The organism is Streptomyces sp. NPDC043996 (assembly GCF_056435225.1).
This window is the reverse complement of the sequence record NZ_JBWKEY010000004.1, coordinates 42755-58510: the sequence shown is the minus strand read 5'-3', so window position 1 is coordinate 58510 and position 15756 is coordinate 42755. Positions and strand designations below refer to the sequence as shown.

13 protein-coding genes are annotated in these 15756 nt (G+C 68.8%); 10 read left to right on the top strand and 3 right to left on the bottom strand.

What is annotated here, in order from left to right; translation table 11 throughout:
- The first annotated feature begins 427 nt into the window (after window positions 1-427).
- The 5 genes from AC07A4_RS11160 to AC07A4_RS11140 all read left to right on the top strand — a co-directional run bounded on the left by AC07A4_RS11160 (window position 428) and on the right by AC07A4_RS11140 (window position 6185).
- Window positions 428-1183, top strand: coding sequence for an AfsR/SARP family transcriptional regulator (locus AC07A4_RS11160; RefSeq protein WP_478596076.1), 756 nt, complete (start codon window positions 428-430; stop codon window positions 1181-1183).
- A 355-nt stretch (window positions 1184-1538) separates the two neighbouring features.
- Entirely contained in the window at window positions 1539-2453 is a 915-nt protein-coding gene (locus tag AC07A4_RS11155) for a putative sugar O-methyltransferase (RefSeq protein WP_478596073.1), read from the top strand.
- A complete protein-coding gene (locus AC07A4_RS11150; RefSeq protein WP_478596071.1) occupies window positions 2450-3502 on the top strand; it encodes an NAD-dependent epimerase/dehydratase family protein in 1053 nt (350 codons plus the stop codon). The genes AC07A4_RS11155 and AC07A4_RS11150 overlap by 4 nt, the downstream gene beginning before the upstream one ends.
- The gene (gene rfbH, locus AC07A4_RS11145; protein WP_478596069.1) at window positions 3499-4803 is read left to right on the top strand and encodes a lipopolysaccharide biosynthesis protein RfbH; all 1305 of its coding nucleotides are present in this window, start codon (window positions 3499-3501) and stop codon (window positions 4801-4803) included. Before AC07A4_RS11150 ends, rfbH begins: the two co-directional genes overlap by 4 nt.
- Window positions 4800-6185: an NDP-hexose 2,3-dehydratase family protein gene (locus AC07A4_RS11140; RefSeq protein WP_478596067.1), complete on the top strand. Its 1386-nt coding sequence runs from the start codon at window positions 4800-4802 to the stop codon at window positions 6183-6185. The genes rfbH and AC07A4_RS11140 overlap by 4 nt, the downstream gene beginning before the upstream one ends.
- A 253-nt stretch (window positions 6186-6438) precedes the next feature.
- Here AC07A4_RS11140 and AC07A4_RS11135 read toward each other — a convergent pair whose 3' ends face one another.
- A complete protein-coding gene (locus AC07A4_RS11135) occupies window positions 6439-7785 on the bottom strand; it encodes an activator-dependent family glycosyltransferase (protein ID WP_478596064.1) in 1347 nt (448 codons plus the stop codon).
- 192 nt (window positions 7786-7977) lie between these two features.
- Window positions 7978-9210, bottom strand: coding sequence for a cytochrome P450 (locus AC07A4_RS11130; protein WP_478596062.1), 1233 nt, complete (start codon window positions 9208-9210; stop codon window positions 7978-7980).
- A 691-nt stretch (window positions 9211-9901) separates the two neighbouring features.
- On the opposite strand from AC07A4_RS11130, the gene rfbA reads away from it, so the two are divergent.
- The 3 genes from rfbA to AC07A4_RS11115 all read left to right on the top strand — a co-directional run bounded on the left by rfbA (window position 9902) and on the right by AC07A4_RS11115 (window position 12845).
- Entirely contained in the window at window positions 9902-10807 is a 906-nt protein-coding gene (rfbA, locus tag AC07A4_RS11125; RefSeq protein WP_478596060.1) for a glucose-1-phosphate thymidylyltransferase RfbA, read from the top strand.
- Window positions 10807-11790 (top strand): dTDP-glucose 4,6-dehydratase, encoded by a 984-nt coding sequence (gene rfbB, locus AC07A4_RS11120; protein WP_478596059.1) that lies wholly within the window; start codon window positions 10807-10809, stop codon window positions 11788-11790. Before rfbA ends, rfbB begins: the two co-directional genes overlap by 1 nt.
- Before the next feature lie 65 nt (window positions 11791-11855).
- A complete protein-coding gene (locus AC07A4_RS11115) occupies window positions 11856-12845 on the top strand; it encodes a Gfo/Idh/MocA family protein (RefSeq protein ID WP_478596058.1) in 990 nt (329 codons plus the stop codon).
- 649 nt (window positions 12846-13494) lie between these two features.
- On the opposite strand, the gene AC07A4_RS11110 is transcribed toward AC07A4_RS11115, so the two are convergent.
- The gene (locus AC07A4_RS11110; RefSeq protein ID WP_478596057.1) at window positions 13495-14319 is read right to left on the bottom strand and encodes a class I SAM-dependent methyltransferase; all 825 of its coding nucleotides are present in this window, start codon (window positions 14317-14319) and stop codon (window positions 13495-13497) included.
- Between the two features lie 55 nt (window positions 14320-14374).
- Here AC07A4_RS11110 and AC07A4_RS11105 point away from each other — a divergent pair, with 55 nt between their 5' ends.
- Together AC07A4_RS11105 and AC07A4_RS11100 are read left to right on the top strand one after the other, a co-directional pair.
- A complete protein-coding gene (locus AC07A4_RS11105; RefSeq protein ID WP_478596054.1) occupies window positions 14375-15103 on the top strand; it encodes a GntR family transcriptional regulator in 729 nt (242 codons plus the stop codon).
- Window positions 15104-15304: 201 nt separating this feature from the next.
- Window positions 15305-15673 carry an ATP-binding protein gene (locus tag AC07A4_RS11100; RefSeq protein ID WP_478596052.1) on the top strand — a complete coding sequence of 123 codons (369 nt, stop codon included), beginning with the start codon at window positions 15305-15307 and terminating at the stop codon, window positions 15671-15673.
- Window positions 15674-15756 lie beyond the last annotated feature (83 nt).

Genomic DNA, 15756 nt, shown 5'->3' with positions numbered 1-15756 from the left:
GCCAGACGGTGTTCTCCCTTCGGGAGCACTGACAGGAATGTCCTGTCAACGGGATACCGGCACCGCGCAGGAACGGTTTACCCGAGAGTCATCAGAGGTATGTTCTGGCGCAGTCGGACTGGCCCGGTGGCGCGGTGGGACACGTATGGCCCGGTGCTGGTGAGCGGCGGACGTGAATCCTTGATCGACTTAATCGAGTGCCTCTTTGGATTCCATTCCTCCGCTTAACGCCGCACGATCACGCCGGGGCATCAAAGAAGCGGTGCCGAGGCGCCAAAGAGGTGGCATCGGGGTGCCATTGAGGCGGCATCAAGGCGCCAAAGAGACGGCAGAGTCGCCTATGGCGCGGTGTCACGCGGAAAGCGTCGCGCACTGCCGACGTCGTCCGGTTCGGACGCACTCCTTTCAGGAAACGGAAGTTCACAGTATGCGATACGAGATTCTGGGTCCGCTCCGCGTCATCGACGACGGAGAGGGCGTGAAAACCATCAAGGCGCAGAAGGTGGAGATCCTCCTCGTCACTCTGGTCATCCGCCGCGACCAGGTCGTCAGCAGTGACCAGTTGACCAGAGAGATCTGGGGAGACGAGCCTCCGCGCAGCGCCACGGCGTGCCTCTACGTGTACGTCTCCCAGATCCGCAAGATGCTCCGCCGCCCGGAAACGGAAGCGAACCCCATCCTCACCAGACCTCCGGGGTACATGTTGACGCTGGGCTCGGACGAGATGGACCTCCGCGACTTCGCCCACCTCATGAAGGAGGGCCGGGCCTGCCTCAGAGACGGCGCCTACGAGGCCGCGGTGCGCAGCTTCGAGGGTGCGCTCGCCCTGTGCCGGGGGCCGCTCCTCGCCGACGTCGCTCCGGGGCCCATCCTCCAGGGGTTCCGCACCTGGCTCAACGAAGCCCAACTGGAATGCATGGAGGGCCTGATGGACGCCCGCATGGCCCTCGGGCACCACCGTGAACTCGTCAGCGACCTCTACCTGCTGAGCACGGAGCACCCCTTACGGGAGGCCTTCCACCGGCAGCTCATGCTGGCGCTGCACCGCAGCGAGTCCCGGGGCGACGCCCTGCTCGTGTACCAGCGGGCGCGCCGGACGCTCCGGGAGGAACTGGGCATCGAGCCCGGCCCCGCGCTGCGGAACATCCAGCGGGCCATACTCACGGCGGACGGCGGGCAGTAGCGGGCGCGGTCCGCGGGCGGTTCCCGTCTCCGGGGCGTATCGCATCCCGTCGGGGCGGGACCGCCCTGGAAGTGGGACCGCCGGGGAAGCGCGGCGAACAGAACATGCATGAGGTCTCGTCCTCGGTAGGCACCGCGACTGCGAAGACCCTGGCCCAGCCGCCTTAAACGGGCCTTGAGTTGCCCTTGGCCCGCAGGACTTCCGCCAGATCGCGGACATCCCGCGGACGCCGCGGACGAACAGCGAAGACGCCCCGCCGAATGCCGCGAAAGGATGGTTCTAGATCCACTTTAGCCGGGCGGGTCAGACTCCGTGCACCCGGTCACGCGGAACACCTAGGAGTGTGAGAGTTCGGATGGCAGGGACCTTTCAGCCCAGTCGGCAATGGCAGCGCATCAGTGAGAACTGGGTCACCGAAGAGGGGTCGCATGATCTGACGGACTTCAAGTCGGATTCGCGAAACTACCACCTCGCTCTGTGGGACCCGCGCAAGAACGGCATCAGGTATGTGCGCGCCTTGGTCTATGAGCTCGCCACGCGCCTCGGGCCCGAGGACTGGAAGAAGATCCAGAATACCGAGAACCGCCATGTGGGAAACCCGGTCGACGTCCGCCTGAACGGCACCTCGCTATGCCTCGACTATCTGCAGTCGGCGCTTGAGATCGGCTTCATTGAGAAGGAACTCGACCTGCGCGGCGGCCGCGTTCTGGAGATCGGCGCCGGCTACGGACGTCTCGCCCACACGATGCTGTCGAACTACGACATCGACCGCTACTGCGTCATCGATCTGAACACCACGCTCGCGCTCAGCAGGCGGTATCTCCGCGAGGTCCTCGACGAGAAGCAGTTCGCGAAGCTCAGGTTCGTCTCGGTCGACGAGATCGCCGAGGCGACCGCCGGGGACAGTTTCGATCTGTGCGTCAACATCCATTCAATGACGGAAATGGCACCGGAGACCGTCGACGCGTACCTCCGGCTCATCGACGAGAAATGCGCCGCGTTCTTCGTGAAGAACCCGGTCGGAAAACACGTCGACAAGACCATGGACGGCCACCACAAGGGTGACGAGGCCGTGCGGGAAGCGCTGGCGAGCGGCCCGCTGCGGCAGGTCCTCGACATTCACGACAGCGCGGCCGTGGAGGCCGCGGTGCCGCTCTTCCTCGACGCCTACCGGCCGGGTGACGCCTGGACCCCCGTCGCGCACGGGCGCGGACTGCCGTGGAGCTACTTCTGGCAGTGCCTGTACCAGAAGGACACCGCGGACTCGTGAACGGTGTGCCGACCGGTCAACCGGTCCTCGTGCTGGGCGGATCCGGCTACCTGGGGCAGCATGTCTGCGCGGCGTTCGCCGTGGCGGGCGCGCGGGTGATCCGGGTCAGCCGCGGCGCACAGGACGACGCCGCCAGCACGCGCGGCCGCACGCTCGCTCCGGGCGGTGGGATCGAGACCGTACACCGCGACCTCACCACCACCGACACCACCGGCCTCGCCCGGCTGTGCGCCGACCTGGAGGCACAGGTCGTCGTGAACGCCGTCGGCGCGGTGTGGAGCGGCACCGAGCAGCAGATGACCGAGCTCAACGCCCGCCTGGTGGAACGCCTGACGGGCGCCGTCGCCGCCCAGCCGCACCGGCCCCGCCTGATCCAGCTCGGCAGCGCCTACGAGTACGGACCGGCCGGGCCGGACGACCTCGTCGACGAGGACTGGCCGCCCGCACCCGCCACCGCCTACGGCCGCACCAAGCTGGAGGGCACCCGGACCGTCGTGCGCGCCGTCCGTGACGGGGCGGTCGACGCGGTGGCGCTGCGCGTCTCCGTGGCCTGCGGGCCCGGCGCGCCCCGTACCAGCCTGTCCGGGACCGTGGCCGATCGCCTGGCGACGGGCCACGACGAACTGCGGCTCGCCCCCCTGCGCGCCCACCGCGACCTGGTGGACGTACGGGACGTCGCCGACGCCGTTGTCGCGGCGTCCCTGGCTCCCGCGCCCGCGCTCGCCGCGGCGGGGGCCGTCATCAACATCGGCCGGGGCGAGAGCGTCCCGGTCCGCGAACTCGTCGACCTCATGATCACATGCAGCGGCCGCACCGTCCGGGTGCGGGAGGAGGAGCCCACCCAGGGCGCCCGCTCGGACGCCCTGTGGCAGCGCCTGGACGTGTCTCGGGCGCGGCGCGTGCTCGGCTGGGTGCCGCGCCGCACCCTCACGGACTCGGTGCGCGATCAGCTGACGGCTGCTGGGGTGTCCGGCTCCTGCCGGCCGGACGGTCTCGACTCCGGTACAGGCCTCGACTCCGGTACAGGTAAGGGAAGGACAGCACCATGAGCGAACGGGCCGCGCACATCCTGGACGAGGTCCGCAAGTACCACCAGGACATCCAGGACGACCGGGGTTTCGTCCCCGGCGTCACGGAGATATGGCCGTCCGGCGCCGTGCTCGACGAGGAGGACCGCGCCGCCCTGGTCGAGGCCGCCCTCACCATGCGGATCGCGGCGGGCAAGTCGTCCCGCGCGTTCGAGTCGGCCTTCGCCCGCAGAATGCAGCGGCGCAAGGCGCACCTGACGAACTCCGGCTCCTCGGCCAACCTCCTCGCGGTGACCGCGCTCACGTCCCCCCAACTCGGCGAGCGCAGGCTCAAGCCCGGTGACGAGGTCATCACGGTGGCGGCGGGCTTCCCCACGACCGTCAACCCGATCCTGCAGAACGGCCTCGTCCCCGTCTTCGTCGACATCGACCTGCGCACGTACAACACCACCGCCGAGCGCGTCGAGAAGGCCATCGGGCCCCGCACCAAGGCGATCATCATCGCGCACGCACTCGGCAACCCCTTCGAGGCCGCGGAAGTGGCGCAGATCGCCGATGAGCACGACCTGATCCTCATCGAGGACACCTGCGACGCGGTCGGCACCACCTACCGGGGCCGACTCGCCGGCACCTTCGGCGACCTCACCACCGTCAGCTTCTACCCGGCCCACCACCTCACCATGGGAGAGGGCGGCTGCGTCCTCACCTCGAACCTGGTCCTGGCCCGGATCGTGGAGTCCCTGCGCGACTGGGGCCGCGACTGCTGGTGCGAGCCCGGCGAGAGCGACACCTGCCGCAAGCGCTTCGGCTACCGGATGGGCACGCTGCCGGACGGCTACGACCACAAGTACATCTTCTCCCACGTGGGGTACAACCTGAAGGCCACCGACCTGCAGGCGGCGCTCGGCCTGAGCCAGCTCGACAAGCTCGACGAGTTCTGCGCGGCCCGGCGGCACAACTGGCTGCGGATGCGCGAGGGCCTCGCCGACGTCCCGTGGCTGATCCTCCCGCAGGCCACACCGGACAGCGACCCGAGCTGGTTCGGCTTCGTTCTCACCGTCCAGCCCGACGCGCCCTTCCACCGCGCGCGGCTCGTGGACTTCCTGGAGAACCGGAAGATCGGCACGCGCAGGCTGTTCGCCGGCAACCTGACGCGCCACCCCGCTTACGCCAACCGGGAGTTCCGGGTCTCCGGAGAGCTGACCAACAGCGACATCGTCACCGAGCACACTTTCTGGGTCGGCGTCTACCCCGGCCTCACCGACGAGATGATCGACTACGTCGTCGCCTCCATCACCGAGTTCGTGGGCAGCCACCGGTGACCGCCCCGGCACGCACCCGGGCGCGGTCACCGCTCAAGGACCGCCAGGACACCGCCCTGGCCGACCGGGTCGCCCGGTCCGCGGCCGCGCTGAGCGGCGACTCGGCGGACGAGGTTCGCGGCTGGCTCCAACGGCGGCGCGAGACGGTTCCGTTCGCCGTGGACCGCATCCCCTTCGACGCCCTCGACGGCTGGTCCTTCGCCCCGGACACCGGGAACCTCGTGCACCGCAGCGGCCGCTTCTTCACCGTGGAGGGGCTGCGCGTCAGCGTCGGTGAGCAGCCGGACCGCGTCGCGTGGCAGCAGCCCGTCATCGTCCAGCCGGAGATGGGGATCCTGGGCATCCTGGCCCGGGAGTTCGACGGGATCCTGCACTTCCTGATGCAGGCCAAGATGGAGCCCGGCAACCCCGAGCTGCTCCAGCTGTCGCCCACCGTGCAGGCCACCTACAGCAATTACACCCAGGTCCACAAGGGCGCGGCTGTCCGCTACCTGGAGTACTTCACCGACCCCTCCCGCGGCCGCGTCCTGTCGGACGTGCTGCAGTCGGAGCACGGCTCCTGGTTCCACCGCAAACGCAACCGGAACATGGTCGTCGAGGCGGTGGGCCCCGTACCGGAGCACGAGGACTTCCGCTGGCTCACCCTGGGCCAGATCCATCAGCTCCTGGCCCACGACCACACGGTGAACATGGACGCGCGCTCGGCCCTGTCCGGCCTGTACGGGCCCGGCGTGCCGCGCGCCCGGCACTCCGACACGGAGCTGTTGTCCTGGCTCGCCGCACAGCGGTCCGTGACCCCGATCCGGGGCGAGCGCGTCCCGCTCGCGGGCGTACCCGCCTGGACGCGCGGTGCCTGTTCGCTCGACCACGACAGCGGCCGCTACTTCAGCGTCGTGGCCGTGTCGGTGCAGGCGGGCAACCGGGAGGTCAGCCACTGGACGCAGCCCCTGTTCGCACCGCGCGGGCAAGGCATCACCGCCTTCCTGGCCCGCACCGTCGAGGGCGTGCCGCACGTCCTGGTCCGCGCCCGCGCGGAGGGCGGCTTCCTGGACGCGGAACTGGGCCCCACCGTCCAGTGCACTCCCGGCAACTACGCCCATCTGTCGGCCGCCCGGCAACCGCTCTTCCTCGACCTGGTGCTGGGGGCCGATCCGTCCAGGATCCGCTACTCCGCGCTGCACTCCGAGGAGGGCGGCCGCTTCCTGGACGCGGTGAGCCGCTACCTGATCGTGGCGGCCGACGAGAGCGAAGCGCCGCTCGACGCGCCGCCCGGCTTCCGCTGGGTCTCGCACGACCAACTCGCCGCGCTCACGCAGTACAGCCACTACGTGAACGTCCAGGCGCGCACGCTCCTGATGTGTCTGAACACGCTGAAGGCCTGAGCACAGGGCCCCGAGCCCAGGGAGCCCTGAGCCCTGAGCACAGCGGCCCCGGCCAAGGGACAGCGCGACGGATGGACGGCCGGGCCTCGGTGGAGGCCCGGCCATCGTGCTCGCCACGGATGGAGACCTGCCACAGACGTGCCGCATCAGTACGTGCAGCATCAGTACGTGCCGCATCAGAGGCGTGCCACAGACGTGCCAAAGGGGCCGACGCGACTCTCCGCGCGGCCCCCTCGTCACGTCACGGCGGGTCTCACCGTGAGCGATAGCGTTCCACGAGCCGCTCCAGCTCCGGCACCACCTCATTGGGCGACGGCTGGGCGAGCAGCTCCTCGCGCAGCCGGCCGGCCCCCTCCCGGAACGACGGCTCGTCGAGGATCCGCACCAGGCCCTCCCGGACCCATGCCGCGGTCGCCTCCGGGGTGGCCCCGCCCATCTTCTCCATGAGGCTGCCGTCGCCGTCCGCGTCCACCGAGAACCACAGCCCGGCCCCGGACTTCTCCAGGCGCGGACCCCGCTCGGAGTTGTCCGGAACGACCCGGCTGATCATCAGCTGCGGCACTCCGTGGGCGATCGAGGCGAGCATCACGGGTGCGCCGCCGTGATGGATCACGGCCGTACACGACGGCATGATGACGGCTACCGGCACGAAGCGCACGACCTTCGTGTTGTCGGGTATGCGCTTCAGCTCGCTGTGGAGCTGCTCGGGCAGGGTCAGGATCAGCTCGATGTCGAGGTCGGCGAGGGAGTCGAGCATCGCCTGCAACTGCTCGGTGGTGAGGGCCTGTTGGGTCGACGTCTGCTCCAGGCTCAGGCCGAAGGTGGCGAGGACGCGCCGTTTCTCCGGGGCGCGACGGGTCCAGTCCGGTACGACGGAGGGCCCGTTGTACGGGATGTAGCGGACGGGGAGGTGCGGCACGTCCAGCGCCCCTACCCGCATCGAGCCCAGCATCTGCTCGATGGTGAAGTGCCCGGTCACCATCTCATCGGAGAACGACTTGCCGACCTTCTCCGCCCAGTCCGCCAGCCACTGCGCCACCGGATCCTCGCGCTCCGCCACCGGCTGCTGCTCCCTCACCCGGAGGTAGTGCCGCCGCATCCGGGCCTCCACGTCGAGCCCGATCGGCATACGCGCGTGGGCCGCGCCCACGGCGGTGGCGGCGATCGAGCCGGCGTAGCTCACCCAGTCCCACACCACGAGATCGGGTTTCCACCAACGGCTGTAGGCCACCAGGTCCTCGATCATCGCCTCGTTCATGGTCTGGAGGGTCTCGCTGAAGAACCGGTAGAGCCACTTCAGACGCTCCCAGGTGAGCTCCTCCTCGCGGTTCTCGGCGAAGTCGACCAGAAGGTCGCCGCGTTCCGCGAGTTCCTCGCCGATCTTCCGGTGCTCCGAGTCCTGCAGCTTGGCCAGCTTCTCCACCATGGGGTCGTCTGGGCCGACCGGAACCGCCGTCAGGCCCGACGCGGTGATGACGTCGGTGATCTCCGGGGCGCTGGCGACACGCACCTCGTGTCCCGCCGTCTGGAGCGCCGAACCCAGGGGAACAGCGGAGTGGAAATGTGTGCGCCAGGGGAACACGACGAACAGGACACGCATGGCGATCTTCTCCTCGGTAGGCCCCGTGGGATGGGGAATTCTCGCCTGTTCGGCTAAAGCGGACCTTGAACTCTTCTTGGAGTCTCCTGCGCTCGCGCGGCGCGGTGCCGGTCCACCCGTACCTACCCGCGTCCGGCCGGGAGAGGAAGCCCTCCCGGCCGGACGCGGGCGGCGTCGCGGGCGCCTGATCCCTCAGAAGCGCACCGGCAGCGCGTTCAGATGCATGCCGTCGCCGGGACGCGCCACGAACTCCAGTTGGTCGCGCGCCACGGCAAGCCGCGGGCCCTCGTTCTTGAGGAACAGATGGTCGAGCACGACCTCGGCCTCGATGCGGCCGAGCGTGGCGCCGATGCAGTAGTGCGGGCCGTGGCCGAAGGCCATGTGGCCGACCCCGGGCCCGAGTTCACGGCTGATGTCGAGCTGCAAAGGGTTGCCGGCGTACTGGCGGGGGTCGTAGTTCGCGGCCAGCAGGCCGGGGATGACCGCCTCGCCGCGCTGGACCCGCACGCCCTCGAACTCCAGGTCCTCCATGGCGTACATGGGGGCGCCGACCGGCACGGAAGAGGTGAAGCGCAGCAGTTCGGACACGGCCTGGGGGAGGAGTTCGGGCTCTTTGCGCAGCCGCTCCAGCTGGTCGGGGTGGTCGAGGAGGGCCAGGGCCGCGTCCCCGACGAAGTGCGCGGGCGGGATGATGCCGGTGTTGACGAGCAGCATCACGATCGCGATGATCTGCGTCTCGCCGAAGTCGCTCTCCTCCTCGCTGACCTTCAGGAGCGCGGAGATGAGGTCGTCCTTGGGTGTCTCGCGGCGCAGCTCGATCAGTCCCTTGCAGCGCTCGACCATGCGCTTGAGGGAGGGCACGAGGCGCTCAGGGTCCCCGGACAGGGTGTCCGAGATGCCCTTGCGCACCTCCTCCTGGTCGACTTCCGGGATGCCGAGGAGCTCACAGATCGCGTCGCTGGCCATCGGGTGGCTGAACTCCGCGAGGAAGTCGGCCTCGCCCTTGGCGGACACGGCCTCGTACAGCTCCCGGGTGATGCGCTGGAGCGTGGGGCGCAGCGCGTTCACACGGCGGGCGGTGAACGCACGTGTGATGAGGCCGCGCAGGCGCATGTGGTCCGGCCCGTCGGACATCACAAGGGTGCCTATGTAGTCGCGGTACTCCGGCGGCAGGCCGTAGGCGGCGACCATCTGGTCCGCGATGCTCGGCCCGTCCTGGTCGGAGAGCTTGGTGGCGTCACGGGCGAATCGGGGGTCGAGGAGAATCGCCTTCATATCCTCGTACCGCGTGACGAGCCACATGGGCGTGTCCACCTCGGAGAGCGTCACCTTGACCAGCGGCGCCTGCTCGCGCAGGGCCCGGTAGCCGCTCGCGGTGGCCACGAACTCGGAACTCAGACGGGGGATGTGCTCTGACACCGACACGATCTCGCCTCCATAGACAGACCTTCTGCGTGCTGGATGGCCGGGTCCCGGTTCGGGGCGCGGTTGTCGCTTCCCTGATTCCCCGAGCGGAAGAGCATTGACGCGACATCAATGCGGGGATCCGGCTGGTCTGGGCAGCGTTCAAGGGACTGCGGCGGAAAATCCTGAAGAATACGCGTACACGGGTGGGATGCGCGTCCCGAGCCCTCGTCCTGGCGACAGTACAAGAGAAAGTGAGCGGAGTGAAGAAATCCGCAACTTGTGCGGTCAGTTCCGTACGTGAGGAACGCCGGCAAGCGTCGCCACACCGTGTATGAGCAGCGCGGATGCCCCTCAATAGGCTGTCCGCTCACCGCGATTTCCGCCCCTCATGCGCTGTTGAGCTGGGACATCTCACCTCGCCGGGGCCGTCGGTTTTGGCTGACTCAAGGTTCGCTTTGGATGAGCTGCCGACGATGTAGCGGATCTCCGTGGTTCCTGATCGAAGTGCGCTCTGAACCGAGTGATTTCTCAACCGAGTGATTTCTCAAACGAGTGATCTCTGAATGAGCGATCTCTGCATAGGTGAGATCCCTGACCGCAGTGCTCTGCGCTCCCAGTTCTCTGTGACAAATGGAGGAGACGTGGTCCACCCGATGTCCCGGGCGGCGAGCCGAGTGGCCGCGCCCCGCTGCCGAAAGGCCTTGATTCAGTGAAGGGCATAGTTCTGGCGGGCGGCAGCGGGACCCGGCTGCAGCCCATCACGCTCGTGGGGTCCAAACAGCTCGCCCCGGTCTACGACAAGCCGATGGTGTACTACCCGCTGTCCGTGCTCATGCTCGCGGGCATCGACGACGTCCTCATCATCGCCCGCCCCGGTGAGGTCGACCTGTTCCGCAAGCTCTTCGAAGACGGCAGCCGACTCGGCATGCGCATCGACTACGCGGTCCAGGACGAGCCACGGGGCATCGCCGACGCGTTCCGCGTGGCCGCCGACCACATCCGGGGCGGGGCCTGTGCCCTGATCCTGGGCGACAACCTCTTCTACGGTGCCAACCTCCCCGCCGTGTTGCGCAGAAGCGCGCGCGAGCTGCGCGGCTGCGTCCTCTTCGGCCATCAGGTCGCCGAGCCCCAGCACTTCGGCGTCGCCGAGATCGACGCCAAGGGCCAGGTCGTATCGATCGAGGAGAAGCCCGAGCGGCCCCGCTCGAACCTCGCGATTCCCGGCCTGTACTTCTTCGACGACACCGTCACGGAAATCGCCGGGAACCTCCGGCCCTCCGCTCGCGGCGAGCTGGAGATCACCGATGTCCTCAAGGCGTACCTGGCGGAAGGGCGCGCCGACATGGTGTGGCTCGGCCGGGGGGTCACCTGGATGGACACCGGGACCCACGAGAGCCTTCTCGACGCGGGCCGGTTCGTCCAGACCATTCAGCACCACCAGGGCACGCGCATCGGCTGCATCGAGGAAATCGCCATGTACATGGACTTCATCACCGCTGACGCGTGCTACGAACTCGGAGCCCGGATGGGCCATTCCCCCTACGGCCAGTACGTCATGGACAGCGCCCGCGAGTACCGCCTCAACCCGACGCTCGCCAACTTCCTGGAGGCGTGATGCGTCTGCTGGTCACCGGCGCCGCCGGCTTCATCGGATCCGCCTACGTCCGCGCGCTGCTCGGCCCCGCCCAGGTCGAGACGGCGGGTGAGGTCTCCCATGTCACCGTCCTCGACAAGATCACCTACGCGGGCCGGCTGGACAACCTCGATCTGACCCATCCCCGGCTCTCCTTCGTCCAGGGCGACATCTGCGACGCGGAGGTGGTTGACCGGCTCATGAAGGACGTCGACCAGGTGGTGCACTTCGCCGCGGAGTCCCACGTCGACCGCTCCATCACGGCCGCGGACGCGTTCGTCCGCTCCAACGTCACCGGCACCCAGACACTGCTCGACGCGGCGCTGCGGCACGGCGTCGGCCGCTTCGTGCACGTGTCCACCGACGAGGTCTACGGCTCCATCGCGACGGGTTCCTTCCGTGAGACGGACCCGCTCTGCCCCAACTCGCCCTACGCGGCGTCCAAGGCGGGCTCCGACCTGATCGCCCTCGCCTACCACCGCACCCACGGCCTGGACGTCCGGGTCACGCGGTGCTGCAACAACTACGGGCCGCGGCAGTTCCCCGAGAAGGTCATTCCGCTGTTCGTCTCGCGGCTGCTCGACGGCGGCGAGGTGCCGCTGTACGGGGACGGCAAGAACGTACGCGACTGGCTGCACGTCGAGGACCACTGCCTCGGTGTGGACCTCGTACGCGCCGGCGGGCGGCCCGGCGAGATCTACAACATCAGCGGCGGCACCGAGCTAAGCAACCTGGAGCTCACCGAGATGCTGCTCGAGGCCTGCGGCGGCACCTGGAACCAGGTGGGCCATGTGCCCGACCGCAAGGGCCACGACTTGCGCTACTCGATCCACGACGACAAGGTCCGCGCGGAGCTCGGCTACCGCCCTCGGCGTGACTTCGAGGCCGGGCTCGCCGAGACTGTCGCCTGGTACCGGGACAACCGCTCATGGTGGGAACCGCTCAGCGGTGGCGCCACGGCGTGACCGGGCGGGCATCCCACGGAACTCGACCGGCCGAGGCCCCCGGCCCGGCTCTCTCAGGAGGACGTGTGGCACCCCTGCACCAACCGCTGCGCTGTGGCGTGCTTGGCTGCGCGGACATCGCCTGGCGCCGGACCCTCCCGGCGATCGCCGCCGCGCCCGGTATCGAGGTGGCTGCCGTGGCCAGCCGCGACGAGGCGAAAGCGGCCCGGTTCGCCGCCGCGTTCCACTGCGTGTCCATGCCGGAGTACGCGGGGCTGCTCGCGTCCCCGGACATCGACGCCGTCTATGTACCGCTGCCCGCGATGCTGCACGCCGAGTGGGTCGAGAAGGCCCTGCGCGCGGGCAAACACGTACTGGCCGAGAAGCCGCTCACAGGCGACACCGAAAGCACCCGACAGCTACTGCGGCTGGCCGAATCCCTGGGCCTTGTGCTGCTGGAGAACGTGGCCTTTACCCACCACGCGCAGCACACCCACGTACGCCAACAGCTTGCCGCCGGTGTCATCGGGGACGTACGCGACTTCACCAGCGTGTTCACCATCCCGCCGCTGGCTGAGGACAATATGCGCTACCAGCCCGACGTGGGCGGCGGCGCCCTGCTGGACATGGGCATCTATCCGATCCACGCGGCGCTGTACTACCTCGGCGCGGATGTCGAGGTCGTACACGCCGTGCTGCGGGCGCACGCCCGTACCGGCGCGGTGGTGTCCGGACGGATCCTGGCGGTTACCCCCGGCGGTGTGACCGCCGACCTCGTCTTCGGGATGGCACACGCGTACCGCACCAGCTGCGAGTTCGCGGGCAGCAAGGGGCGTCTCCTGCTCGACCGGGCGTTCACACCACCGCCGACCCACCAGCCCGTGCTGCGCGTCGAACGCCAGGACCACCGCGAGGAGCGCACCCTGCCTCCCGACGACCAGTTCGCCAACGTCGTAGGGCACTTCGTCGAGGCTGTACGCAAGGGGACCGCGGCCCCCGACCACGCGGCGACGAGCCTGCGCCAGGCCGAACTGGTCGCGGACGTCGAACGCAAGGCAGTGCGGTTCGATGTCTAGGGCGTCCGTGTCGTTGCTGGGGTTGTCGGGGGGTGGTTCTCCGGTCTTCGCGGGTACGCCCGTTGATCAGGTGGTGAGGGTGTGCACGCGCTGCTCCCGCTGGGGCTCCTGTGCGGGCGGGCACGGTCCAGCGGTTTGGGGCCTGGATCGTTGGAGTCTGCGGGGGTTAAGGGGAGGGGAGTCCGCGGGTGAGAAACGAGAAGGGAGCTGGTGGTCGAACCGGGATTAATCGACCTCGACCGTGTGACGTCGTTGGCGGAGGGAGACCGCAGATGGAGATCATTGAGCGCCACTGGCTTGTCCAGATCGACTCCACCATCGTCCGTGCCCATCAGCCGCCGCCACCGGCCGATGAGGGGGACTCATCGAACGGACGAACCGGACGATCACGCCCTCGGCCGATCCCAGGGACGCTTGATCACCAAAGTCCACCTTGCCCGCGCTGGCTGCGGCGGCCCCCTCGTGATCCTGCTGACTCCAGGCCGACGCCTGGCGGTGGGCCGATCGTCTTCCGGGCTGGTGTGAGGTCAGGGGCTGCCCCGCACCGGACTCAGTGGGGCTCCCGTTCGTGGACTCCATCGCCGTCTGACCGGCGGCACAGCACGGCGCCCCGCACGTGCATCGCATGCGGGGCGCCGTGGGTGGGGGCTTAGGAGCTTGGAGTGATCCCGGTTGCGAGCATGTGGGAGCTGGCGGACAGCAGTTCTGGGTAGGGCTCTGCGAGCCGTGCGGCCTCCAGTGCGGCGCGGAACATGGGCGTGTCCTTCACTGATGCCCCTGTGTGCTGTTCGGTGCCTTTGAGTACTGCCCACGCTGGTCCTTCGATCCCGTGCACCGTCACGTCGCGTACTCCGGCGTCGGTGAGTTCGCCGGCGAGTCCGTCGGCGGTGTGGAAGTAGGCGGCGGTGAAGCCCTTACGGCCGGGCTCGTGCACGCCGGTGGACAAGATGTCCTCGACCGCGTCCCGCACCCTGGGCACGTCGAGCAGGCCGGTGGCGGTGTGTTCGAACAGGGAGGCGTACCGGCCGATGGCGGCTGCGGCGAGTAGGGCGCCGGGCTTGGCCACGCGTACGGCCTCGGCGAGGGCCTGGTCCCGGTCGGACCGGTCCAGGAGGTGATAGAGCGGCCCCAGGAGGAGTACGACGTCGTAGGCGTCGTCGCGGGCGGTGAGGCTGCGGGCGTCGCCGAGCTCGGCGGTGGCTCCGGCGCGGGCGGCTTGGTCGATGTGGCGGGGGACGGGGTCGACGACGTGGACGGTGTAGCCGTCTTTCACGAGCCACTGTGCGTGGATGCCGGGGCCTCCTCCGACATCGAGGACGCGGGCCGGGGCCGGTGGCAGATGGCGGCGCAGAATTTCTTGGGTGCGGACGAGTTCAAGCGCTCCGTCAGCGCTGGTGGTGAGCCGCGCGGACTCGTCGGTGACGGCGCTGTAGTACTCCAGGACTTCCGGGGCGATCGCTGGATCTGCTGTCATAGCTGGGATGGTCGGCCCCGACCGGTCAACCTGTCCAGTGTTCGAGGAGCTACGTATGGCCGTTCTCAAGTACGAGCTGATCGCGGAATCGCTACGGGAACGGATCGCCGATGGCGAGTTCGATTCCGATGCTCTTCTCCCGTCGCAGCGCGAGCTGTGCACACAGTGGGGAGTCAGTCGCGCCACCGTGATCAAGGCATACGACGCGCTGGAGCGTGACGGCCTGGTCGTGGCCCGGCAGGGACAGGGCTACCGCACCGCGCCCACACCGATCGCGCGCCCGGCGGGCAGCAGGAAGGCCGGGAGCGCCCGCACCACTGGCGGCCGAGCCTTCCGGATCCTCGGAACGCCCACGCGAATCGTTCCTCCCGGGCGCATCGGGGCGGCCCTTGGCCTGACCGACGGACGAAGCGCACTGCGCCGTGACCGCGTCGTCGAACTTGCCGACGGGTCGCCCTTGTCGCTCGTGTCCGCCTGGTTCCCTCCAGAGGTTGCGGACGCGTGCCCGAAGCTGGCAGGTGATCGGCCAATCATGGAAGGGACCACGTGGTACGTGCGGCGGATGACCGGACGGACTCCGGTGCGCGGCGTGGACGTAACGACGGCCCGCCTCGGCACCGAGGAAGAGGCCGCGGCGCTGGAACGGACAACGCCGTTCACCGTTGTCGTGGTGCTGCACACCGCCTACGACAGGGACGACAGGCCGCTGGTGGTTGAACACGGCGTGACCGCGGGCGACTTGTGGGAGGACTCCGACACGTACCCCATGGGCGACAGTCGCTGACCCTTCGTCAACCCTTTCAAGGCGGGTACTGCCGACCCGCTTGACTGGACCGGTCCACCGGTCCAATGTGTGGGAGGTGACTCACGTCATGCCGTAGCAGCGGAAGGTCCCTCCCTCATGGCCATCTCCGGACCAGGGAAAGACGGTTCTCCCACCCGTCACTGCGAGACCCACCCCTGTGTCAGCGGCACACCGGCGGCCGTGCGCGGCATGGTCCGTGCCGCCCTCACCGCGTGGGGCGTAGCGCCCGCCGTCACCGCTGAAGCCGTCCTCATCACCAGCGAGCTGGCGACGAACGCGGTGCAGCACGCGGGGTGCCGGTCGGTCCGGGTGGTCGTGGAGCGGTTGGCGCCGGACCGGTTGCGGCTCTCCGTGGTCGATCGGGTCCCGTCCGCACCGCCACACCTGTCCGTTCCGGAGCCCGGAGCGGAGCGAGGCCGCGGCCTGTTCCTCGTCGACGCCATCGCCGACCGCTGGGGCTACGACCTGCTCGGCAGCCGTCACCGAGGCGCCTTCTGGGGCAAACGCGTGTGGGCCGAGCTGCACGCCAGCGACAAACCCGATCTCTGAAATCCCCCTCCCCTTCGGCTCTCGGACAGGAGCTGTCCATCCCATGACGATGAGAGATCTGCACACCAGCGATACCGCCTGGA